The sequence below is a fragment of the Marinactinospora thermotolerans DSM 45154 genome, assembly GCF_900167435.1.
GTDB lineage: Bacteria > Actinomycetota > Actinomycetes > Streptosporangiales > Streptosporangiaceae > Marinactinospora > Marinactinospora thermotolerans.
In genome coordinates this window covers 94,771-116,189 of sequence record NZ_FUWS01000008.1, presented here as the reverse complement: position 1 = coordinate 116,189, position 21,419 = coordinate 94,771, and the positions used below count along the sequence as shown (strand labels likewise).

20 protein-coding genes are annotated in these 21,419 nt (G+C 71.4%); 9 read left to right on the top strand and 11 right to left on the bottom strand.

Translation table 11 applies throughout. The features are described 5' to 3' along the window. Positions 1-2: 2 nt before the first annotated feature. Both B5D66_RS15465 and B5D66_RS15460 read right to left on the bottom strand, forming a co-directional pair. Positions 3-764, bottom strand: a complete 762-nt coding sequence (locus B5D66_RS15465) for a LamB/YcsF family protein (RefSeq protein ID WP_078762449.1) — start codon at positions 762-764, stop codon at positions 3-5. Between the two features lie 57 nt (positions 765-821). Further along, positions 822-2,057, bottom strand: coding sequence for an NRAMP family divalent metal transporter (locus tag B5D66_RS15460; protein WP_078762448.1), 1,236 nt, complete (start codon positions 2,055-2,057; stop codon positions 822-824). Between the two features lie 254 nt (positions 2,058-2,311). Here B5D66_RS15460 and B5D66_RS15455 point away from each other — a divergent pair, with 254 nt between their 5' ends. Continuing rightward, positions 2,312-3,037: a GntR family transcriptional regulator gene (locus B5D66_RS15455; protein WP_235001026.1), complete on the top strand. Its 726-nt coding sequence runs from the start codon at positions 2,312-2,314 to the stop codon at positions 3,035-3,037. A gap of 83 nt (positions 3,038-3,120) precedes the next feature. On the opposite strand, the gene B5D66_RS15450 is transcribed toward B5D66_RS15455, so the two are convergent. Further along, positions 3,121-3,957 carry a hypothetical protein gene (locus B5D66_RS15450; RefSeq protein ID WP_144390150.1) on the bottom strand — a complete coding sequence of 279 codons (837 nt, stop codon included), beginning with the start codon at positions 3,955-3,957 and terminating at the stop codon, positions 3,121-3,123. Positions 3,958-4,301: 344 nt separating this feature from the next. Further along, the gene (locus tag B5D66_RS15445; protein WP_235001025.1) at positions 4,302-5,558 is read right to left on the bottom strand and encodes a PucR family transcriptional regulator; all 1,257 of its coding nucleotides are present in this window, start codon (positions 5,556-5,558) and stop codon (positions 4,302-4,304) included. A gap of 200 nt (positions 5,559-5,758) precedes the next feature. On the opposite strand from B5D66_RS15445, the gene B5D66_RS15440 reads away from it, so the two are divergent. The 6 genes from B5D66_RS15440 to B5D66_RS15415 all read left to right on the top strand — a co-directional run bounded on the left by B5D66_RS15440 (position 5,759) and on the right by B5D66_RS15415 (position 12,257). Then, positions 5,759-6,718 (top strand): ACP S-malonyltransferase, encoded by a 960-nt coding sequence (locus B5D66_RS15440; RefSeq protein ID WP_078762445.1) that lies wholly within the window; start codon positions 5,759-5,761, stop codon positions 6,716-6,718. Continuing rightward, positions 6,718-7,671, top strand: coding sequence for a beta-ketoacyl-ACP synthase III (locus B5D66_RS15435; protein ID WP_078762444.1), 954 nt, complete (start codon positions 6,718-6,720; stop codon positions 7,669-7,671). Before B5D66_RS15440 ends, B5D66_RS15435 begins: the two co-directional genes overlap by 1 nt. Before the next feature lie 74 nt (positions 7,672-7,745). Further along, the gene (locus tag B5D66_RS15430; protein WP_078762443.1) at positions 7,746-7,985 is read left to right on the top strand and encodes an acyl carrier protein; all 240 of its coding nucleotides are present in this window, start codon (positions 7,746-7,748) and stop codon (positions 7,983-7,985) included. Between the two features lie 140 nt (positions 7,986-8,125). After that, the gene (gene fabF, locus B5D66_RS15425; RefSeq protein ID WP_078762442.1) at positions 8,126-9,364 is read left to right on the top strand and encodes a beta-ketoacyl-ACP synthase II; all 1,239 of its coding nucleotides are present in this window, start codon (positions 8,126-8,128) and stop codon (positions 9,362-9,364) included. Between the two features lie 136 nt (positions 9,365-9,500). After that, positions 9,501-10,940 carry an acyl-CoA carboxylase subunit beta gene (locus B5D66_RS15420; protein ID WP_078762441.1) on the top strand — a complete coding sequence of 480 codons (1,440 nt, stop codon included), beginning with the start codon at positions 9,501-9,503 and terminating at the stop codon, positions 10,938-10,940. 150 nt (positions 10,941-11,090) lie between these two features. After that, positions 11,091-12,257, top strand: a complete 1,167-nt coding sequence (locus B5D66_RS15415; RefSeq protein WP_235001024.1) for an EAL domain-containing protein — start codon at positions 11,091-11,093, stop codon at positions 12,255-12,257. Between the two features lie 25 nt (positions 12,258-12,282). Here the strand turns inward: B5D66_RS15415 and B5D66_RS15410 are convergent, their stop codons facing one another. Beyond that, on the bottom strand, positions 12,283-13,140 hold the full coding sequence (locus B5D66_RS15410; protein WP_078762440.1) for an SGNH/GDSL hydrolase family protein: 858 nt from the start codon (positions 13,138-13,140) through the stop codon (positions 12,283-12,285). Positions 13,141-13,378: 238 nt separating this feature from the next. Here B5D66_RS15410 and B5D66_RS15405 point away from each other — a divergent pair, with 238 nt between their 5' ends. Further along, the gene (locus tag B5D66_RS15405; RefSeq protein WP_078762439.1) at positions 13,379-13,810 is read left to right on the top strand and encodes an SseB family protein; all 432 of its coding nucleotides are present in this window, start codon (positions 13,379-13,381) and stop codon (positions 13,808-13,810) included. Positions 13,811-14,203: 393 nt separating this feature from the next. Then, on the top strand, positions 14,204-16,273 hold the full coding sequence (locus tag B5D66_RS15400; RefSeq protein WP_078762438.1) for a hypothetical protein: 2,070 nt from the start codon (positions 14,204-14,206) through the stop codon (positions 16,271-16,273). A gap of 756 nt (positions 16,274-17,029) precedes the next feature. Here B5D66_RS15400 and B5D66_RS15395 read toward each other — a convergent pair. From B5D66_RS15395 to sufD, 6 genes are read right to left on the bottom strand one after another with little or no spacing between them, the layout of a single operon-like run. Continuing rightward, a complete protein-coding gene (locus tag B5D66_RS15395; protein ID WP_078762437.1) occupies positions 17,030-17,383 on the bottom strand; it encodes a metal-sulfur cluster assembly factor in 354 nt (117 codons plus the stop codon). Continuing rightward, positions 17,380-17,859, bottom strand: a complete 480-nt coding sequence (gene sufU / locus B5D66_RS15390) for a Fe-S cluster assembly sulfur transfer protein SufU (RefSeq protein ID WP_078762436.1) — start codon at positions 17,857-17,859, stop codon at positions 17,380-17,382. Before sufU ends, B5D66_RS15395 begins: the two co-directional genes overlap by 4 nt. Positions 17,860-17,871: 12 nt before the next feature. Next, on the bottom strand, positions 17,872-19,158 hold the full coding sequence (locus B5D66_RS15385) for a cysteine desulfurase (RefSeq protein ID WP_078762435.1): 1,287 nt from the start codon (positions 19,156-19,158) through the stop codon (positions 17,872-17,874). Between the two features lie 2 nt (positions 19,159-19,160). Beyond that, positions 19,161-19,922 carry a Fe-S cluster assembly ATPase SufC gene (gene sufC, locus B5D66_RS15380; RefSeq protein ID WP_078762434.1) on the bottom strand — a complete coding sequence of 254 codons (762 nt, stop codon included), beginning with the start codon at positions 19,920-19,922 and terminating at the stop codon, positions 19,161-19,163. A gap of 12 nt (positions 19,923-19,934) precedes the next feature. Then, the gene (locus B5D66_RS15375) at positions 19,935-20,264 is read right to left on the bottom strand and encodes a non-heme iron oxygenase ferredoxin subunit (RefSeq protein WP_078762433.1); all 330 of its coding nucleotides are present in this window, start codon (positions 20,262-20,264) and stop codon (positions 19,935-19,937) included. After that, positions 20,257-21,417, bottom strand: a complete 1,161-nt coding sequence (sufD, locus tag B5D66_RS15370; RefSeq protein WP_078762432.1) for a Fe-S cluster assembly protein SufD — start codon at positions 21,415-21,417, stop codon at positions 20,257-20,259. The genes B5D66_RS15375 and sufD overlap by 8 nt, the downstream gene beginning before the upstream one ends. Positions 21,418-21,419 lie beyond the last annotated feature (2 nt).

Here is a 21,419-nt window from a genome sequence, read left to right as displayed (position 1 = left end):
GCTCACCGCGTGGTGAAGGGGGCGAGTTCGACGCCGGCTTCGGCGAGGTGGGCGGCGACGGCGCGGGCGATGCGCACCGCGCCGGGGCTGTCGCCGTGGACGCAGATGGAGTCGGCGCGCAGCGGCACGACGGTGCCGTCGGTCGCGACGACCCCTTCGCCCTTGGCGATGCGCAGGCACCGTTCGGCGATGGCTTGTGGGGCGTGCAGGACGGCGCCGGGTTCGCGCCTGGACACGAGCGTCCCCTGGGGGGTGTAGGCGCGGTCGGCGAACGCCTCGTGGACGGTGCTCAGACCGGCCTCGGCTGCGCGGCGCAGCCAGGCCGATCCGGGCAGGCCGAGGACGGGGAGGCTCGGGTCGTAGAGGCGGACGGCCTCGACGACGGCGGCGGCCTGTTCCTCGTGGTGCACGATGGCGTTGTACAGGGCGCCGTGCGGCTTGACGTAGCGGACGCGGTCGCCGGCGATGCGGGCGAAGGCGTCGAGCGCGCCGATCTGGTAGATGACGTCGTCGGTGAGCTCGGCGGGTTCCATGTCGATGAAGCGCCGGCCGAACCCCGCCAGGTCCCGGTAGCCGACCTGGGCTCCGATGACGACCTTATTGGCGACGGCCTGCTCGCAGGTGCGGCGGAGCACGCCGGGGTCTCCGGCGTGGAACCCGCAGGCGACGTTGGCGCTGGTCACGATGGAGAGCAGGGCTTCGTCGTCGCCCAGTTCCCAGCGGCCGAAGCTCTCACCGAGGTCGGAGTTGAGGTCGATGCGCACGTTGGTCTCCCTGTCTGGTGGGTGGGACGTGCCCGGCCGCGGCGGCCGGGCACGGGGTCACTGCCACAGAGCGGCGATGCCGCCGAGGGCCTGGACGGCGATGTAGATGGTCAGCAGCCAGGCCAGGACTCCGATGACGAGCAGCCAGCGTGGATAGCGGTAGCCGTGCAGCAGGTCGTGGGAGCGCCGGGCGGCCGCCCAGAGCAGGAGGCCCATGCCGACGGGCAGGATGATGCCGTTGAGGGCGCCGGCGAGGATCAGCAGGGTGGCGGGGGCCTGTCCGAGCAGGAGGTAGACGACGGTCGACAGGGCGATGAAGCCAGCGACGAGCCAGCTCCGGTTGCGGGCGAGTGCCGGGGAGAAGGACGAGACGAACGAGACCGAGGTGTAGGAGGCACCGATCACCGAGCTGATCGCGGCGGCCCACATGACGACGCCGAAGACGCGGAGCCCGACCTCTCCCGCGGCTTCGGCGAAGGCCGCGGCGGGCGGGTTGGGGGAGTCGAGGATGGCGGCGCCGCCGGCGACGACGCCGAGAACGGCGAGGAAGAGCACCACTCGCATGACACCGGTGACGAGGATCCCGGTGACCGAGCCCCGGGTGATGGCCTGGACGTTGTCGGGGCCGCTGAGTCCGGCGTCGACGAGGCGGTGGGCTCCGGCGTAGGTGATGTACCCGCCCACGGTGCCGCCGATGATGGTGACGATCGCGGTGTAGCCGATCTCGTCGGGGAGCACGGACTGGCGCAGCGCCTCGCCGACCGGTGGGTCGGAGACGACGGCGACGTAGAGGGTCATCGCGATCATGACGAGGCCGAGGACGACGATGATGCGGTCCATGGCCAGGCCGGCGCGTTTGCTGAGGAAGATGCCGATCGCGATGAGGGCCGAGACGGCGCCGCCGATCTTGACGTCGAGTCCGAGGAGGGCGTCGAGGCCCAGCGCGGTCCCGGCGATGTTGCCGACGTTGAAGACCAGGCCGCCGAAGACGATGAGCGCGGCGAGGACGAAGCCGGCGCCGGGCAGCACCTTGTTGGCGATGTCTTGGGCGTAGGAGCCGGAGACGCCGATCACCCGCCACATGTTCAGTTGGACGGCGATGTCGATGAGGATCGAGACCAGGATCGCGAAGGCGAAGGCGGCGCCGAGCTGGGCGGTGAAGTTCGTGGTCTGGGTGATGAAGCCGGGGCCGATGGCGCTGGTGGCCATCAGGAACATGGCGCCGATGAGGACACCGCGCCGGGGCTTTCGGGTGTCGGCCGGCGGGGCGTCGGGGCGGCGGGGTGTGCTCATGGCGGTCCTCGCTTCGAGGAGTTTTCGGGAACCACGACGACACTGTCGAGGTAATTGTTGAACAATCCTTCAATACTTCAATTCACCAAGAAGTGACATAGTACAGACGGTTGAGTAAGGCGCGTCACACCCCTCGTTGATCCGGGGTCCTCTACCCGGGCCGCGACCCTCTCCCCCGGCCCACGACGGCCCGCGCCTCACGATCGGTCACAATGAGGAATCGCAACCCGACGGCCCCCAGGGACGGAGTGACGGTGACGGTGACGGGCGACTGGATCGACCGGCTCGCTGAGGCAAAGGGAACACTCGCGCGGTCGAGCACGGCAGAACGGGTCGCCGACGTGCTGCGCGGTCACATCATGGAGGGCGCGATGGCCCCGGGCGCGCGCCTGTCGGAGGAGGCCATCGGGGCGGCGCTGGGCGTCTCCCGCAACACACTGCGGGAGTCCTTCCGGCTGCTCGGGCACGAACGGCTACTCGTGCACGAGTTCCACCGGGGGGTGTTCGTCGCCCGCCCGGGCGTCGAGGACGTGATCGACCTGTACCGAGTACGCCGCGCGTTGGAGCTCTCGGCGTTACGCGGTGCCGAGCGGGCGCCGGTCGAGGCGGTCGAGCGGGTCGGGGCGGCGGTGCGCGAGGGCGAGGAGGCGCTGCGACGCTCTGACTGGTGGGGGGTGGGAACCGCGAACATGCACTTCCACCAGGCGATCGCCGGTCTCGGCGGCAGCCCGCGCATCGACGAGATCATGCGTCAGCTCCTGGCCGAGCTGCGACTGGTGTTCCACGTGATGGCCGCGCCCCGTGATTTCCACGCGCCCTACCTCGAGCACAACCGCGCGATCTATGAGCTGCTCCGTGACGGCGCGCCCGACGCGGCGGCCGACCGGCTCGCCGAATACCTGGACGTCGCCGAGCGTCAGCTCGTCGACGCCTTCGGGCGGCTCGACGGATCGTCCGCGCCGGGCGGCGAGCCGGAATAGTCCCGGCCCGAACGAGCGGGGCGGGGCGTCAATGACGCCCCGCCCCGGTGTCGTGGTACGTGGAACCCGGCCGTCCGGCCGCGCTAGCTCTTGGCCTTGCTCCGCTGCGCGGGACGGGTGGAACGCGTGGGCTTGGGTCGGCTGCCGCCGCGCGGCCGCAGCACCGGACGGGCCGACCGCTGCACGACCGTCGAGAAGGGGATGAGTCCCTCGGCGCGCTTGGGCGCCGCGATCTCGGTTTCGGGACGCGGATCCGCGGCCTCGGCCCGGTCCGACTCGCCACCGTCGAGCCGGTCGGCGCCGTCGTCGCCACCGGCCTGGGCCTCCTGCCGCTCGGCGGCCAGGCGCCGGCGCCGCGTGCGGTAGGCCTTCAGGATCGGGGTGATCACCGGCCACTCGACCCGGGCCGGCTGGGCGAGCCCGGCCCACAGGTAGGCCTTGGTCCCCCACGCCTCCATGCTGCGCCGGGCCCGCGAGATCACGAAGAAGCCGGGCAGGGCCAGCAGGAGCTGGGGCCAGGCCAGCGCGGCGGCCACGGCCAGCGGGAAGAGCCCTCCCCCGGCCAGCGCGGCGCCGGCACCGACCATGATGGGGGTAAGGGCCAGTCCGATGCGCAGCCAGGTGACCTGCTGGAAGCGGTACAGGGATCGGCGCACCGACGCCTCGGCCGACAGCCCCTCGGGCAGCGGAGTGGGCTGGACGACGAAGGCCAGCAGCAGGGAGGCGACCCCCACCGAGACCGCGAGCAGGATGGTCCATCCCTTGGCCGACCAGTCGCCGCCGACGATCAGCGCGACGAGGAGGAAGACCGGGATGGGCACGGGCACGAAGAAGAGCACCTGTCGTCGCAGTTGACCGGCCATCGTGGGTTGTTGGACCGCCCCCTTCAAAGTCGCGTACAGCTTGCGCACGCTGGTCACAGCCTTGCCACCCCCAACACCTCATGCTTGTGCACGGTTACGGGAGACATCTCCCCGAACGATTGGGCCAGTGCCCGGAAAGCTAGGGACACGACGCCCGAATCGGCGACGTTTCGTGACCGACCGTTCACCGTTCACGTTATCCGTTTTCCCGCCGCTCCGTCTGCGTCGTCCCCTACCCGGCTAGACGTTCCTCATGAGCCCCTGGTTCACCCGTCTGCGTAGCAGGAGTGTGCAACCCGTCTCACATTTCGCCGCGGGCCCCGAGGGAACACGAGGGACGGTTCACCTCTTCCCGACGATCGGGGTGTCACCGAGGTTCCCCGCTCCGGGCGGGACCCTCGTCACCCCGTCAGGAGACCGTCGCGTTCGGCCAGCCGCCCCAGGGTGACCGCGACCCTCAGCACGAACGAGCCGCGCCCGTCGGTGGGGGTGAACCCGGTCAGCTCCGCGATGCGGCCGAGCCGGTAGCGCACGGTGTTGGGGTGGACGAACAGCATGCGCGCGGTGGACTCCAGGGACGAGGCGTGCTCGAGGTAGACCGAGAGGGTGTCCAGCAGAGGCGATCCGGCCCCGCGCAACGGCAGGTAGATCTCCCGGACCAGCTGCTCGCGCGCGGCGGCGTCGCCGTCCAGGGCGCGTTCGGGCAGCAGGTCCTCGGCGAGGACCGGTCGTGGGGCGTCAGGCCAGGCGGTGGCGGCGCGTAGCCCTCCCACCGCCGCGCGGACCGAGACCCCGGCCGCCTGGAGGTCGGTGACGGCCGGCCCGACCACGACCGGGCCGGGACCGAACATGCCGGCCAGGGGGCTCGCCGCGGTGATCGGATCGCGCGCGCCGGTCCGGTCGTTGACCCCGATGACCACGACCATCCGCTCGCCCTGGACTCCGGCGAGCACGTCGTGGCCGGAGCGGCGGGCGAGGGACCGGACATCGTCGAGGACCCCTTCGCCGTCCTGGTCGCCGAGGTGACCGGCGATGGCGATGACCGGCGTGCGCGACCAGCCCAGGGCCGAGCCCCACGTCTGCAGCCCCTCCTCGCGGTCCCCGTGCAGCAGAGCGTCGACGATGAGCGCTTCGAGACGCGCGTCCCAGGCCCCCCTCGCCTCCGCGGCGCGCGCGTAGATCTTGGCGGAGCTGAAGGCGACCTCGCGGGTGTAGCGCAGGATCGCCTCACGCAGTTGCTGCTCGCCCCCCGGCGCGGCGAGCTCCTGCACCTGGTTCTCCACCACGTCGATGACGACCCTGATCATCTCGACGGTCTGTTGCAGCGACACCGAGCGGGTCAGCTCGCGGGGAGCCGTGCCGAACACCTCCACGGTGATGGCGGGCCGGCCGCGGGCGGGGTTCTTGAACCAGTCGACGAAGGCCGCGACCCCGGACTGGGCGACCAGGCCGATCCAGGAGCGGTCCTCCGCGGTCATCCTCCCGAACCACGCCAGGCGGCTCTCCATCCGGGCCACCACGGCGGTTCCGAGCACTCCCATGGCGCGTTCCAGCCGGCGCACGGTCTCGGCGCGCACCTCGTCGCCCGCGCCCGGCTGTCCGGTCTCGTCGGGCCGTCGCCCGGAGCCGTCGTCCGGCGTCGTGGAATTCGTGGTCACGCACCTAGGTTGACATCCCGCCGGCGGCGGGGGCGACGCCGCCGGCGTCGAGGCGTCCATGTCCGGCCATATCGTGACGGACCTCACCCGCTACTCTGCGGTAGAACCCGGACTTTGTAGAGGTTCCACAAAGCGATGGTCCTAAACTTCGTGCCTGTCCCTATCAAGCTGGCGATGTTCTACAGGGCAAGGTGGTTGTCGTGCTTGTAATTGTCGCTCCCGGCCAAGGTGCCCAGGTCCCCGGTTTCCTCTCCCCATGGCTCGAACTCCCGGGCATGGCCGAACGGTTCGACCGCTGGTCGTCGGTCACCGGCCTCGACCTCGCGCACTTCGGAACCAAGGCCGACGCCGACGAGATCCGCGACACCGCGATCGCCCAGCCCCTGCTGGTCAGCGCCGGCCTGGCCGCGGCGAGCGCGCTCTTCGGCACCCTCGACGAGGCCCCCGCCTCGATCGACGCGGTCGCCGGGCACAGCGTCGGCGAGTTCACCGCGGCCGGCGTCGCCGGCGTGCTGTCCCCCGAGGACGCGCTCGCCCTGGTCGCCGAGCGGGGGCGCGGTATGGCCGAGGCCGCCGCCACGACCGCCACGGGCATGACCGCGGTCCTCGGCGGCGATCGCGCCGAGGTCCTCGCCGCGATCGAGGCCGCGGGGCTGACCCCGGCGAACGACAACGGCTCCGGACAGATCGTCGCCGCCGGCACCGTGGAGCAGCTCGAGGCGTTCGCCGCCGCGCCTCCGGCCAAGGCGCGGCTACGTCCGCTGTCCGTGGCCGGCGCGTTCCACACCCACCACATGGCCCCGGCCGTGGAGCGGGTGCGCGGCCGCGCCCAGGACATCACCGCGGCCGACCCCCGCACCCGTCTGCTGACCAACAGCGACGGCTCGGTGGTCACCTCCGGACGCGCCTACCTGGACCTCCTGGTCTCCCAGATCCAGTCCCCGGTCCGCTGGGACGCCTGCACCGCCACGTTCGCCGAGCTCGGCGTGACGGCCCTGATCGAGCTTCCTCCCGCGGGCACCCTCGTCGGCCTGGCCAAGCGCGCGCTGCGCGGTGTCGAACTGCTCGCCGTCAAGACCCCCGACGATCTCGACCGCGCCCGCGAGCTGGTCAAGGAGCACGCGGGCTCCCCCTCCGCCGACCCGGAAGGCCGTGACTGATGAACCCGTCCATCGGGGCGCCCGGCGCCCGCGTCCTCGCCTTCGGCGAATACCAGCCCGCCAACGTCGTCACCAACGACGACCTCGCCCAGCGGGTGGACACCTCTGACGAGTGGATCCGCAGCCGCGTCGGAATCCGGGAGCGCCGCATCGCCGACGCCGACGAGTCCGTCGTCGACATGGCGGTCGCCGCGGGCGGCAAGGCGCTCGCGGCCAGCGGCCTGTCGGCCGAGGACATCAACCTGGTCATCGTCGCGACGTGCACGCAACGCGACCAGATCCCCAACGCCGCGGCGAGCGTCGCCGCCCGCCTGGGCATTCCGGCCCCCGGCGCCTTCGACGTCAACGCGGCCTGTGCCGGTTTCTGCTACGCCCTGGGCCTGGCCTCCGACGCGGTGCGCGGCGGATCGGCGCGCAACGTGCTCGTGATCGGCGCGGAGAAGCTCTCGGACTGGGTCGACTGGAACGACCGTTCGACCTGCGTGATCTTCGCCGACGGCGCCGGCGCCGCCGTGGTCGGCCCCAGCCAGGAGACCGACATCGGGCCGGTGGTGTGGGGCAGCTCCGGCGAACGCGCCGACAAGATCTACCTGCGCGAGAACAAGTACCTGTACCAGGAGGGCCAGTCGGTCTTCCGGTGGACCACCACGGAGCTGTACCCGGTGGCCCTCCAGGCCCTGGAGCGCGCAGGTGTCGCCCCCAGCGAGCTGACCGCGTTCGTGCCGCACCAGGCCAACCTGCGCATCGTCGAGGCGATCGCCCGCAAGCTGGACGCTCCTCAGGCGATCATCGCGCGCGATATTGTCACGGCGGGCAACACCTCGTCCGCGTCCGTCCCCCTCGCGCTGTCGCGCATGATCGGGCGCGGTGAGCTGCCCTCGGGGAGCACCGTGCTCACCCTGGGATTCGGCGCCGGCCTCAGCTACGCGGCGCAGGTGCTGCGGATTCCCTGACACACTCGTGGCCCGGTGTGGCATGCCCACGGGGTCCACGGTGGACGAACGACCGATAGAAGGAGACAACCGACATGGCGCACAGCGAGCAGGAGATCCTCAAGGGGCTCGGCGAGATCATCGACGAGGTCGCCGGCGTTCCGGCCGCGGAGGTCACGCCGGAGAAGAGCTTCGTCGACGACCTCGACATCGACTCCCTGTCGATGGTGGAGATCGCCGTCGCCGCGCAGGACAAGTTCGGCGTCGAGATCCCCGACGACCAGCTCAAGGACCTCAAGACGGTCCAGGACGTCATCAACTTCATCCAGAAGTAGGACGGCACCGCCCGCCGGCACGACGCCGGCGGGCCCCGGGCGGATGCCGGGCGCATCCGCCCCCTCCACCTCTCCATTCCCTCCATCTCCGGCACCGAACGGTCGGGGAACGACCATGAGACGAGAAGGGCGATCGGGTCATGAGCACTACCGAAGTCGTCGTCACCGGCCTCGGTGCCACCACTCCCCTGGGGGGTGACGTCGCCAGCACCTGGTCCGCGCTCCTCGAGGGTCAGTCCGGTATCCGGACGATCGAGGAGGACTGGGTCAAGGACCTGCCGGTGCACTTCGCCGGCGCCGTCGCGGTGGAACCGTCGGAGAAACTGCCCCGGCACCGGATGCGCCGGCTCGACCGTACGCAGCAGTTCGCGCTGATCGCCGCCCAGGAGGCCTGGGAGGACGCCGGCGCCCCCGAGGTCGACCCGCTGCGTCTGGGAGCGGTGGTCTCCAGCGGGATCGGCGGCATCCTCACCATCTTGGAGCAGTACGACACCTTCCGCGAGAAGGGCTGGAAGCGCGTCTCGCCCTTCACCGTGCCGATGCTCATGCCCAACAGCCCGGCCGCGGCCGTGTCGCTGGAGTTCAGCGCCCGCGCCGGGGCCCACGCCCCGGTGAGCGCGTGCGCCTCCAGCGCCGAGGCGATCGCCGACGCGATCGCCATGATCCGCTCCGGCCGCGCCGACATCGTCATCGCCGGCGGGACCGAGGCCGCGTTGCACCCGCTCAACATCGCCTCGTTCGCGTCGATGCGCGCGCTGTCCACCCGCAACGACGACCCCCAGCGCGCCTCCCGGCCCTTCGACGTCAACCGTGACGGTTTCGTCATGAGCGAGGGCGCCGGCATCATCGTGCTGGAGTCCGCCGAGCACGCGCGCGCCCGGGGCGCCCGCGTCTACGCCGTCGCCGCCGGCGCCGGCTACTCCAACGACGCCCACGACATCGTGCAGCCCGATCCCGCCGGGACCGGCCAGGCCCGGGCCATCACCGCCGCGCTCGCCGACGCCGACCTCCAGCCCCACGACATCGCCCACGTCAACGCGCACGCCACCTCCACCCCGGCCGGCGACGTCGGCGAGACCGTGGCGATCCGCAGCGCGCTGGGCGACTCCGCGGCCGACCAGGTCGCGGTCACCTCGACCAAGTCCATGACCGGCCATCTGCTGGGCGGCGCGGGCGCGGTGGAGTCCATCGCGACGGTCCTGGCGCTGTACCACGGGCAGATTCCTCCGACCATCAACATCGACGAGCTCGACCCGGGCGTGGTGGTCGACATCGTGCGGGACAAGCCGCGCGACCTGTCGGCCGGTGCCGTGGCCGCCCTCAACGAATCCTTCGGTTTCGGCGGTCACAACGTCGCCGTGGCCTTCCGGCGGGTCTGACCCGCCGCGTTTCGCGCCTCCCCCCGGGGGATCGGGGGAGGCGCACTCCAGCCTCGTTCTACGGCTGTTCCAGCATCGGCGCGGAGGGTGTTCCCGTCCGCTCGTAACCGACCGCTTCGCAAAGGAGCTGGCTCACGTGACTGTGATCGACAACCTCTCAGTCGCCCCGGGGGCACCGTCCAGCGCGCCCGAGGACCATCGCGACCCTCGGGTCCGTCTCACCGCCTTCTTCGACGAGGGCTCGCTGCGCCTACTCACGGCCGAGGACGACAGTGGCGTGCTCGCCGGGGTCGGACGCATCGGTGGAATGCCGGCGGTCGCGTTCGCCAGTGACGCGCGTTTCCAGGGCGGTGCCATGGGGACGGCGGGCTGCGCGGCGATCGAGGTCGCCTACGAGCACGCCGTGCGCGAGCGGGTACCGGTCATCGGACTGTGGCACTCCGGTGGTGCGCGCCTGGCCGAGGGGGCCGAGAGCCTGCACGCGGTGGGCCGGGTGTTCGCCGCCATGACCCGGGCGTCGGGTGTCGTACCGCAGATCTCGGTGGTGCTCGGCCCGGCGGCCGGAGGCGCCGCCTATGGTCCGGCGCTCACCGACATCGTGGTGATGTCCCAGAAGGGCAAGGTGTTCGTCACCGGTCCCGACGTGGTGCGCAGCGTGACCGGCGAGCAGATCAGTGCCGAGGAGCTGGGCGGGGCCGACGCCCACGGCCGGCGCAGCGGCGTGGTGCACGTGACCGCGCCCGACGACACCGCCGCGATGGTGCAGGGCCGCCGGCTCGCGCTGCTGCTGGGCCACCAGGGGCAGCTGCGTCCGGCCACCGTCGAGGATGTCGATCTCGGGTTCGTCCTGCCGGAGTCCTCGCGGCGCGCCTATGACGTCAAGCCGTTGGTCAACGGTCTCCTCGACTCCCCGCTGGGCGAGGAGTCGGTGGAGTTGCAGGCCAAGTGGGCGCCCAACATCGTCACCGCGCTCGGTCGCTTCGGTGGGCGTACCGTCGGCGTGATCGCGAACAACCCCCTGCGGTTGGGGGGATGCCTGGAGTCGAAGTCGGCCGAGAAGGCGGCCCGCTTCGTCCGCATGTGCGACGCCTTCGGGGTGCCGTTGGTGGTGGTCGTCGACGTCCCCGGTTACCTGCCCGGAGTGGGCCAGGAGTGGGACGGCGTGGTGCGCCGCGGCGCGAAGCTGCTGCACGCCTTCGCCGAGGCGACCGTGCCGCGGGTGACCCTGGTGACCCGCAAGTCCTACGGCGGCGCCTACATCGCGATGAACTCCCGTTCGCTCGGCGCGACGCGCGTGTTCGCCTGGCCCACCGCCGAGATCGCGGTCATGGGCGCGGTGGCCGCGGTGCGGATCCTGCATCGCAAGAAGCTCGCCGCGGTTTCCGAGGAGGAACGTCCGGCCCTGGAGGCGAGCCTGGCGGCCGAGCACGAGAAGATCTCCGGGGGCCTGGAGCGCGCCCGGCAGATCGGGGTGATCGACGAGGTGATCGAGCCCGGGCGGACCCGCAGCGCGCTCGCCGAGGCGATCGCGACCGCGCCGTCGGCGCGCGGGGCACACGGCAACATTCCCCTCTGATCTCCTAGTCGACCAGGGCGGACGGTGTTTCCCACCGTCCGCCCTGTCGGTTTCGGGCAGGTGTTAACGAGATGCTGCGTGGTGGCGAAGTTCCGTTGAACTTCGCCACCACGTGCTGGCCAAGGCGCTGGTGAGCGGCAAGATGGTGAGGTGTCCGCTCACCGAAATCCCCTTCACGCCGACGCGGCACAAAGTGCGATCCCGGCCGGCGGGAACAGCGCGATCGGCGAATCCAACGAGTCCCCTCCCCTACGTCCGATCGTCGACCTGGACTCCGGCGCGGTCCTGGCCATCGACGTGATCCCCTTCCCCGACGGCGCCGCCGCCGGGGACGTCCCGGCCCAGGCCGAGCGGTTGGCGCGGTTGACCCGCAGGGTCGCGGCGCACGAGACGCTGCTCCCCCTGGTCCTTCCGGTCCCCGCGCTGCTGGTCGCCGCGGGACGCGAACCGTTCGCGCTGTTGGAGCACACCCTGCGCCGGGCCGGCCGTCGCCCGCGTGAGGTCACCTTGATGATCGGACCGGAACTGCGCGACCTGCCGCGCGATGTGCTTCTGCGGGGAACCGGCTACCTGCGCGAGATGGGGTTCCGCTGCGCGCTGGGAACCGCCCAGGTGGCTCCGGACCTGTTGTTGGAGGCCGCCCCGTTCCTGTTCCGCATCGATCCCGGTCTCGTGGCCGGGGTGCCCGGTGACGAGCGTCTGACAGCGGTGGTGGAGGGACTGGCCCGGATCGGCCGTGGTTCGGGGGTCTTTCCGCTGGCCGCCGAGGTCCGCACCGCCGCGCAGGCGGTGGCGCTGCGCCGGGCCGGGGTGCGCCTGGCGCAGGGACCGTTGTTCGCGGACGAGGGCTGGCGTCCCGGTGACCGGGTCACCCCCGTCCCCGAGGCGACGCTGGACGGCACCGCTCCCGGACTGGAGACGGGACCGCGCGTGGCGGAGTTCGTGGTGCCCGCGGTGACGCTGCCGGAGGAGGCGACGGCCGAGGAGGTCCTGGAGGCGTTCACCAACGACCCCGCGCTCAACAGCGTCATCCTGATCGACCACCGTGAACGTCCGGTGGCCTCGCTGGACCGGGCGCGCTTCCTGCTCGCGATCACCGGCCCCTACGGTCACGCGCTGCACGCCAAACGGCCGGCCCGCCGTCTCGCCGACACCCCGCGCACGGTGGCCCGGGGTCTGCCCGCCTTGGCGGCGCTGCGATCGGCCGGCGCCGACCGCGACCGCGTCTATGACGACGTGATCTCGGTCAACGAGTTCGGCCAGTGCATGGGGGTCGTGCACGTGAGCGATCTGATCCGCAGCCTGTCGGGCAACTGAACCGGCGGGGCCCACCCTTTCCGGGCTAACCCCCGTCGGTCGGGAGGGGGCCGTCGGTCTGGCCGGGAGCGAGTTCGGTCAGGTCGGGACGCTTGGGGAAGCGCCCGTCACCCGAGGAACGGCCGAGCGCGCGACGGCTGAGCCAGGGCACCAGGTGCTCGCGCGTCCACCGCAGGTTCTCGCGACGGCGCAGGATGCGGGGCAGACGTTCGGGCGGTGTCGACCACGGGCTCGCCCACGTCTCTCGCGGCCCGAAGGGGTGGCCGAGGATCTCGGCGATGCGCGCGGCCACGATCTGGTGTCCCGCCGCGTTGAAGTGCAGCCGGTCGACGCTCCAGGCCCGCGGGTCGTTGAGGGCGTCCAGCGCCCACAGGTCGACGATGTCGCAGCCGTTGCGCTCGGCGATGGCGCGCAGGTGCATGCTGAACACGGCGATGCGCCCGCGGTAGACCCGCAGGACCGGGACCCAACCGGTGTCGTGGCCCGAGAGGATGACGACCCGGATGCCGGCCTCGCACAGCCGGCGGATGCCCTGGTCGAGTTCGAGGGCGAGGCGGTCGAGGTCGGTGGTCGGACGCAGCACGTCGTTGCCGCCGGCGTGCACGGTGACGAGGTCGGGCGCCAGGCGGAGGGTGTGTTCGAGCTGCTCGCCGACGATGTGGCGCATGCGACGCCCCCGGACCGCCAGGTTGGCGTATCGGAAGCCGGGGGTGATCGAGCCGAGGTGTTCGGCGAGACGGTCGGCGAAACCGCGGTACCCCCCGCCGGGACGGGGGTCGTCCAGTCCTTCGGTCAGGCTGTCGCCGATCGCGACGTAGGAACGGATGACCGCTGGTCTGTCCGCCCGCGTGCTTCCAGGGGGATGTGGGTCCAGATCAGTCACTTACTACCAATCGTGCGGCTCGGCCACGTGCGCGCGCACGGCGCGGCCGGGCCCTGCGGCGTCTCGTGTGCCTTTCTGCATCGTGCGGGGTGTCGATCGGAAAGGCCGGGGTACGGCGAGCCTGACAAGCATACCGTCGCCATATGACATCCGCTTTCGCGAAGAAGGGCCCGTCCACGCCGGCCGGCGACCGGGCGACGGCCCTGTTCCAGGGGCTTCCGAGGAGGCGTACATCACCATGACGCGACCAGACGACATTATCGCGGCCGATCCGGAGGAGTTTCCCGTCAACGCGGTGGAACGCGCCCTGGAGGCGGCGCTGGCCACCTCCCCCGAACAGGACTCCCAGGAGGAGGCCGAGCCGATCACCCGTTTCCTCGACGCGCTGCGTGAGGGGGACCTGTGGATCCCCCTGCCCGAGGGGGCGGGTCAGCAGGGGGACGGGGCGGTCGCCCTGCCGACGCTGGAACTGGAGGGGGAGGTGTTCGTGCCGGTCTTCACCTCGGCCGAGCAGTTCCGGGTGCGCAGCGCCGACCTGGCCTACACCGTGATCCCGGCGCGGGAGCTGGCCGGAGCCCTGCCCGAGGGGATCGGGCTGGCACTGAACCCGGGCAACGCCTCGGGGGTGCCGCTCTACGCCGAGACGGTCGCCGAAATCGCCCGCGGTTGAGCCGCGTGGGGGCGCCCGCGTCGCGCCCCCACGCAAACCCGCCAGCGAATGTGACTTCCGTCACCGTTCGATTGAATCTTGAACGTTCGTTTCCGGTGCCCGCGGGCCGTCCCGCCCCCTCGCCGCCGCCACCTTCCCCTCTGCTTCCTGCCGGCCGGGTCTATTCAGAACGTGCCCGCGCACGTACGATCTGCCAGAGGATCCCCACCACGGCAGTCCCCGACGGCCCGGGACCACACGGTCCCGACCCTCTACCGTGGTGACGGTGACCCGTGGAACACCTGCTCGTCGTCCGTTTCCCCGCCGGGCGGCGTAATGTGTAGCGCACAGCCGAATGCCCGCGCCGCCGCACGTTCGGCGAGCCGTACGCCAGGAGGTCGAGGTCCCCAGCAGATGAACGCCGTCTCCCCGATCTGCCTTACCGACCTCGCCCCCGCCCTGAGGTGGGGCAAGCCCGACGACATCAGCGACATCCTCTGCCACGATCGCCTGGTCGACGGCTGGTGGCACTCGCTGCCGCTACCGCGTGTCCTCGACATCGCCGGGCCCACGTGGTTGTCGCACTGCCTGGCCCGCCTCTCCATCGAGCGCTGGGACCACCTGTCCCTCGGCGAGTTCATGCCGACCCTGCGGGAACTGGCGGTCGACATGGACGAGATCGCCGAACCCGTCCGGGGCACCGTTCTCGCGACGGCCGGCGGCTGGGACCAGCTCGTCGCCGCGACCCCGGCCGCCATGCGCGATTGGGGCTGTCCCGAGGGCTGCGGCGTGCTCGACGTGGTGAGCACGGCGATGTGGCGCGCGGTCCACCCGTTCACCCGCGACTCCGACGGAGGCCCGGCCCCCTCCCCCGCGCTGATCGTCGAGGCGGTGCGGACCATCGCCAACTGGATGCCGGAGTCGGCGCCCGAACACGTGCACAACGCCCTCGCCTACCTCACCGAGGCGACGGGGGCCGACAAGACCGACGGTTACGAGGACCCTCCACAGAGCCCCGCCACGCGGGCCATCCGGACACTGCGGGCGTTGCGCGCCAACCGCGAGGAGGAGAACCCCACCGCCCCCTCCCCCGCCGCGCCCCCGGTGGAACTCCCCCAGCGCACCCGCAGCCCGTTGCTCGGCCCCGGGCGCACGCTGCGCCGACCGGCGTTCGGCCCGCCGAAGGCGCTGCGCGGCGAGATCGCCAACGAGGCCGCGGCCGAACGTCCTCCGCTGCGTCTGGGCGAGCACCCCCTGGTCGACCTGCTCGACCACTTCTTCCGCAGCTGGGAGGAGCTCGAACGCACCGTCGCCGCCGAGCGCCTGTTCGCCGCCGAGCCGATCAGCATCCGGGTCCTGTCCGAACAGGTCCAGGCCGATCTCTCCCAGATCCGCAACGCCCAGCGCAGCGTCGAGGAGCGGCTGCTGCACTGGTTGTCCTCGCCCCAGGGCGAGCCCATCACCAAGCACCTGGGGGACATCTCCGAACAGCTCGGCACGGCGACCACCATCGACCACCTGATCAGCGCCCACACCGACCACCCCGTGGAGATCCCCTCGCTGGGCACCCCGTTGTGGCGGGTCATCATCACGCTGTTCACCGACCGCCGGCTGCACAACGGCTGGCTGGTCGCCGGCGACCCGAACCGGTTGCGCTGGCAGACCCGCCAGCTCCTGTCCGGACAGCCCGACTTCACCGAGGCCGGGCTGCGCCTGGCCAAGCTCGGCATCCGCCCCCAGTCCCTGCGCGCGTGGTTGCTGAGCACGCCGGGGGTGAGCATCCGCGACGGTTACGTCATGGTCGACGAGTCGGTGACCCTGGCCGCGCCCATCCCCACGGCCGCGACCGCCGGCCACGCCTCCGCCCCGGTCCAGCCCCCCGTCGGCACGACGGCCGGCGGCCTGCCGATCCGACGCCGCACGACCGTCCCGGCCACCGTCGACTCCCAGCCGGGCGTGGCGTCCTCACCGCGCTGCTTCCGCGCTCCCGACGGCCGGTGGTGGCACCGGGTCGACGTCACCGCCGACCACCTCAACGGGGCCCCGGTCACGGTGCCACCGGGGTACGCCACCCACCTGGGCCTGCAGCCGGGCCGGTTGCTGTGCCTGACCGCGCCGGGCGCCGACCTACTGGTGCTGGTGTGGCGGGACCAGCCCGCGTTCGACTCGCTGCGTCCCCTGCTGCGCCGGCTGTCGGCGCATCCGGGCGACCGGGTGTTCATCACCGTCAACGGTGACCGTTTGGACGCCCGGAGGCTCGCGGCCACCGACCTGAGCGACCACGGGCCGACGAGCCGGGCGCTGCACCTGATCGGTTACACCGCGCCGGCCTCCACCGACGAGGCGCTGGAGATCATCGCGCGGCGCATCAGCGAGGACGAGACCGTCCAGACCAACCCGGCGCACCTGCTGGACCTCCTGGGCCAGCGGGGCGACGACGACATCGTCGCCGAACTGCGCCCCACCCTGTACGCGACGCACTGAGCGGCACCCCGTCCCGGGGAGGAGACCCGCGCGAAAGGCCGGGCGGGAGGCTCCTCGACGAGCGCGGACGGGGTGTGGCCCCTACGTCGAGGTCCGGCGGAACGGACCGTCGTGGGCCCGGAGCCTGGAGGTCACCGCGCCCATGACGGTCGACGCGGTGCCGCGACGGCCGTTCGACGCGGCGGGCCCCTGTGGGACACCGCCGGGGCGGTGGTCGCTCCCCGTGCCGCTCCTCTCCCGCGGCACGTCCGCTACAGGTGCCACGGCCGGCCTCACCCCCATCGGGCGGACGTTTCCGCGGGGGCTGCGGATCGGCGAAGCACACAGGGTCCCGGCGTCGTCCCCGCCTGGCGAAGCGGCGACGGGCCAGGCCGCCGACCGTCATCCGAGGGGCGATACCGGCGCGAGGGCTCGCGCCGCTGCCCGCGGGCGCCTGGGACCGGTACCGCTCGCCAGCGCGCTGACGACCGCACCCGCCGGCCGTTGTGAAGACGAGGGTCGGCCCGCGGCGGCGAGGCCGCTCCTGGACCGGTCACCTGTTGCGGCGCCCCGGCTCCACCGTCCCGGCGTGGCCGCTGCCGCGCCACGGCCGACGGCCCACCGGGTCACCGCGGGCCTCGCGCTACGCCGGTCGGAGCACGCGGGGTTCCGCGGCCCCTGCGCCCGGTCGATCGGCCCCGAACAACACGAAAGGCCCGCGCCCCTCCCCCGGAAGGGGAGGGACGCGGACCCCGGGTCGGACAGAGCGGAGGCGGCTCAGACGTTGAAGCCGAGCATCCGCAGCTGGTCGCGGCCGTCGTCGGTGATCTTGTCAGGACCCCACGGCGGCATCCAGACCCAGTTGATCTTGACGTCGTGGTCGAAGTCCGCCAGCGCGCCGGTGGCCTGTTCCTCGATGACGTCGGTCAACGGGCAGGCCGCGCTGGTGAGCGTCATGTCGAGGGTGATCGTCCCGCCGTCGACGTTGACGCCGTAGAGCAGGCCGAGGTCGACGACGTTGACGCCGAGTTCGGGGTCGATGACGTCCTTGAGCGACTCGGTGATGTCGTCGAGCAGCGCCTCGCCGGACTGCCCGGGAGCTGCCGCGGCCGTCTCGTTGTCGGCGCTCATGACGCCTCCTCCTCGTGTGTTGCCAGTGACTTGACGGTCGCGTCCTTCCACGCCATCCAGGCGAGCAGGGCGCACTTGATACGTGCAGGGTATTTCGACACCCCGGCGAACGCCACCGCGTCCTCCAGGACGTCCTCGTCGGGTTCCCCCTGCCCCTTGGAGTGCATGAGCTCGGTGAACTCCTCCAGCACCCGCATGCCCTCGTCCACGGTCTTGCCGATGAGCAGGTCGGTCATGATCGAGGCGCTGGCCTGACTGATGGAGCAGCCCATGCTGTCGTAGGAGACGTCGGCGACCGTGGCCGAGCCGTCGACCTCGCCCCCGGCCGCGGTGAGCGCGACCCGCAGGGTCACCTCGTCACCGCAGGTGGGGTTGATGTGGTGGGCCTCGGCGTCGTAGGGGTCCCGCAATCCCTTGTGGTGGGGGTTGCGGTAGTGGTCCAGGATGATCTCCTGGTACATCGCGTCCAGTCGCATCTACGCGCCCTTCTAGCTCCCGGCGGTGCCGAAGAACCGCTGCGCCGCGCGGATCCCCTCGACGAGGGCGTCGACGTCGGCGAGCGAGTTGTACAGGTAGAACGAGGCGCGGGTGGTCGCCACGGCGCGGTAGCGCCGGTGCAGCGGCCACGCGCAGTGGTGGCCGACGCGCACCGCGACTCCACGGTCGTCCAGGACCTGTCCCACGTCGTGGGGGTGGATCCCGTCCACGACGAAGGAGACCGCGCCACCGCGGGCCTCGGCCTCGGCCGGGCCGACGATCCGCACCCCCTCGATGGCGCCGACGTGCTTGAGCGCGTACTCGGTGAGCGCGTGCTCGTGGGCGAGGACGTTGTCCATGCCGATGGCGTCGAGGTAGTCGCAGGCCGCGGCCAGACCGACGGCCTGGGGTGCCATGGGGACGCCCGCCTCGAAGCGCTGCGGCGGGTCGGCCCAGGTGGACTCCTCCATGTGGACCACGCCGATCATGGAGCCGCCCGAGATGAACGGCGGCATGGCCGCCAGCAGCTCCGGCCGCGCCCACAGCACGCCGATGCCGTTGGGGCCGAGCATCTTGTGCCCGGAGAACACCATGAAGTCGGCGTCGAGGGCGCGCACGTCCACCGGCATGTGGGGCACCGACTGGGCCCCGTCGAGCAGGACCAGCGCGCCCACCTCGTGGGCGCGTGCCGCGATCGCCTCGACCGGGTTGACCGTGCCCAAGACGTTGGACTGGTGGGTGAGCGCCACGATCCGGGTGCGCTCGTTGACCAGGCCGTCGAGGTCGGACAGGTCGAGCCGGCCCTCGTCGGTCACACCGAACCAGCGCAGGGTCGCGCCGGTGCGCCGGCACAGCTCCTGCCAGGGCACCAGGTTGGCGTGGTGTTCCATCTCGGTGACGACCACCTCGTCGCCCGGCCCGACGCGGAAGCGGGAGGCGTAGTCCCCCGCGGTCGCGGCGTTGCTCATGGCGTAGGCGACGAGGTTGATCGCCTCGGTGGCGTTCTTGGTGAACACCACTTCGTCGGCCCGCGCGCTGATGAACGCGGCGATGGTCTCGCGCGCGCCCTCGTAGGCGTCGGTGGCCTCTTCCGCGAGCTGGTGCGCTCCCCGGTGCACCGCCGCGTTGTGGCGTTCGTAGAACTCCCGCTCGGCGTCCAGGACCTGCCGGGGCTTCTGCGATGTGGCTCCGGAGTCGAGATACACCAACGGACGACCGTCGCGGACGGTCCGGGCCAGGATGGGGAAATCGGCCCGGATCGCGTCCACGTCGAGCAGTCCGAGCTCGCGTGCCGTCACGGTTAAGCGCCTGCCTTCACGAAACGCTCGTAGCCCTCGGCCTCCAGCACCTCGGCCAGCTCCGGGCCGCCGGACTCGGCGACCTGGCCGTGCGCGAAGACGTGCACGAAGTCGGGCTTGACGTAGTTGAGGATGCGAGTGTAGTGCGTGATCAGCATGACGCCGATCTCGCCGGTGGCCCTGGCGCGGTTGATGCCCTCGGAGACGACCTTCAGGGCGTCGACATCGAGGCCGGAGTCGGTCTCGTCGAGGATGGCGACCTTCGGCTTGAGCAGTTCGAGCTGAAGGATCTCGTGGCGCTTCTTCTCACCACCGGAGAAGCCCTCGTTGACACCGCGGGCGGCGAAGGAGGGGTCGATGGACAGGCCCTTCATCGCCTCCTGGAGCTCCTTGGAGAAGGCGCGCAGCTTCGGGGCCTCGCCGCGCACCGCGGTGACCGCGCTGCGCAGGAAGTTGGACATGGAGACGCCCGGGACCTCGACCGGGTACTGCATGGCGAGGAACAGGCCGGCGCGGGCCCGCTCGTCGACGCCCATCTCCAAGACGTTCTCGCCGTCGAGGAGGACCTCGCCGTCGGTGATCTCGTACTTGGGGTGGCCGGCGATGGCGTAGGCCAGCGTGGACTTGCCGGAGCCGTTGGGGCCCATGATGGCGTGGGTCTCACCGGAGTTGATGGTGAGGTCGACGCCCTTGAGGATCTCCTGGCGCTCCTCGGCGCCGATGAGGACGTCGGCGCGCAGACCGCGGATCTCAAACTTCGTCATGTGTGTTCAGCCTCAAGAATTCTTCTCAGCGAGCGAGACGAGCACGTCGTCGCCGTCGATCTTCACTGCGTAGGTGGGGACCGGTCGGGTGGCCGGGGGGTTGATCGGCTTGCCCGAGCGCAGGTCGAAGCAGGAGCCGTGCAGCCAGCACTCGATGGTGCCGTCCTCGACCTCGCCCTCGGACAGGTTCACCTCGGCGTGGGAGCAGATGTCGTTGATGGCGTACACCTGCCCCTCGCTGCGCACCAGCGCGACCGGGGTGTCGTCGACCTCCACGCCGAGCGCCCCCTCTTCGGGGATGTCCGCCAGCGCGCAGACCTTGACGAATCCGTCGTTACTCATGCAGCGCCAGCTTCTCCTCGACCTCGGTCATGATGCGCTCGCGCAGCTCGGGCACCTCGATGCGGTTGATCAGCTCGGCGAAGAAGCCGCGGATGACCAGCTTGCGGGCCTCGTCGGCGGGGATGCCGCGCGACTGGAGGTAGAACAGGTGGATGTCGTCGAGCCGGCCGCTGGCGCTGGCGTGGCCCGCGCCCTCGACCTCACCGGTGAAGATCTCCAGGTTGGGCACGGAGTCCACCCGGGTGCCGTCGGTGAGCACCAGGTTGCGGTTGTGCTCGTAGGAGTCGGTGCCCTCGGTGCCCTCGCCGATGATGACGTCACCGATCCAGACCGCGTGGGCCTCCTCGCCGCTGAGCGCGCCCTTGTACTCGACGCGGCTGCGGGTGTTGGAGACGTTGTGGTCGATCAGCGAGCGGTGCTCGTGGTGCTGGCCGGCACCGGTGAAGTACAGGCCGTACAGCTCGGCGTCGCCGCCGGGGGCGGTGTAGCCGACCTTGGGCGACAGGCGCACCAGGTCGCCGCCGAGGGTGACGACGAAGCTGCGGAACCGGGCGTCGCGGCCGACCTTGGTGTAGTGGTGCGAGACCTGGACGGCGTCGCGCTCCCAGTCCTGGAGGCTGACGACGGTGAGCTGGGCCCCGTCCTCGACCACGAACTCGACGTTGTCGGCGTGGACCGCGCTGCCCGCGTACTCCAGGACCACCGTGGCGGCGGAGTGGCGTTCGGCGCGCACCAGGATGTGACCGTAGGACTCGCCCTGGCCGGTGCCGGTGACCTTGATGCTCACCGGGGCCGACGCCTGCGTCTCCTTGGGCACGGTGACGACGGTGGCCTCGGTGAAGGAGGCGTAGGCCAGCGCGCTGACCCGGTCGGTGGGCAGGAACGAGGTGCCCAGCCGGGCGTCGTCACGGCCGACGGTCTCGACGGTGACCTCGGCCGGGGCGTCGGTCTCGACGGTGATCTTGCCGTCGGTGGCCTCGGTGTGCTGGTGCAGGCCGCGCAGGCGGCGCAGCGGGGTGAAGCGCCACTCTTCCTCACGGCCGTTGGGCACGGGGAAGTCGGCCACGTCGAACGAGCCGTGCACGTCGAGTTTGGAGACCGGGAGCTCCCCGCCGTGGGAGTGTTCCTTGATCTCGATGTTCGGGCTGGCCATGC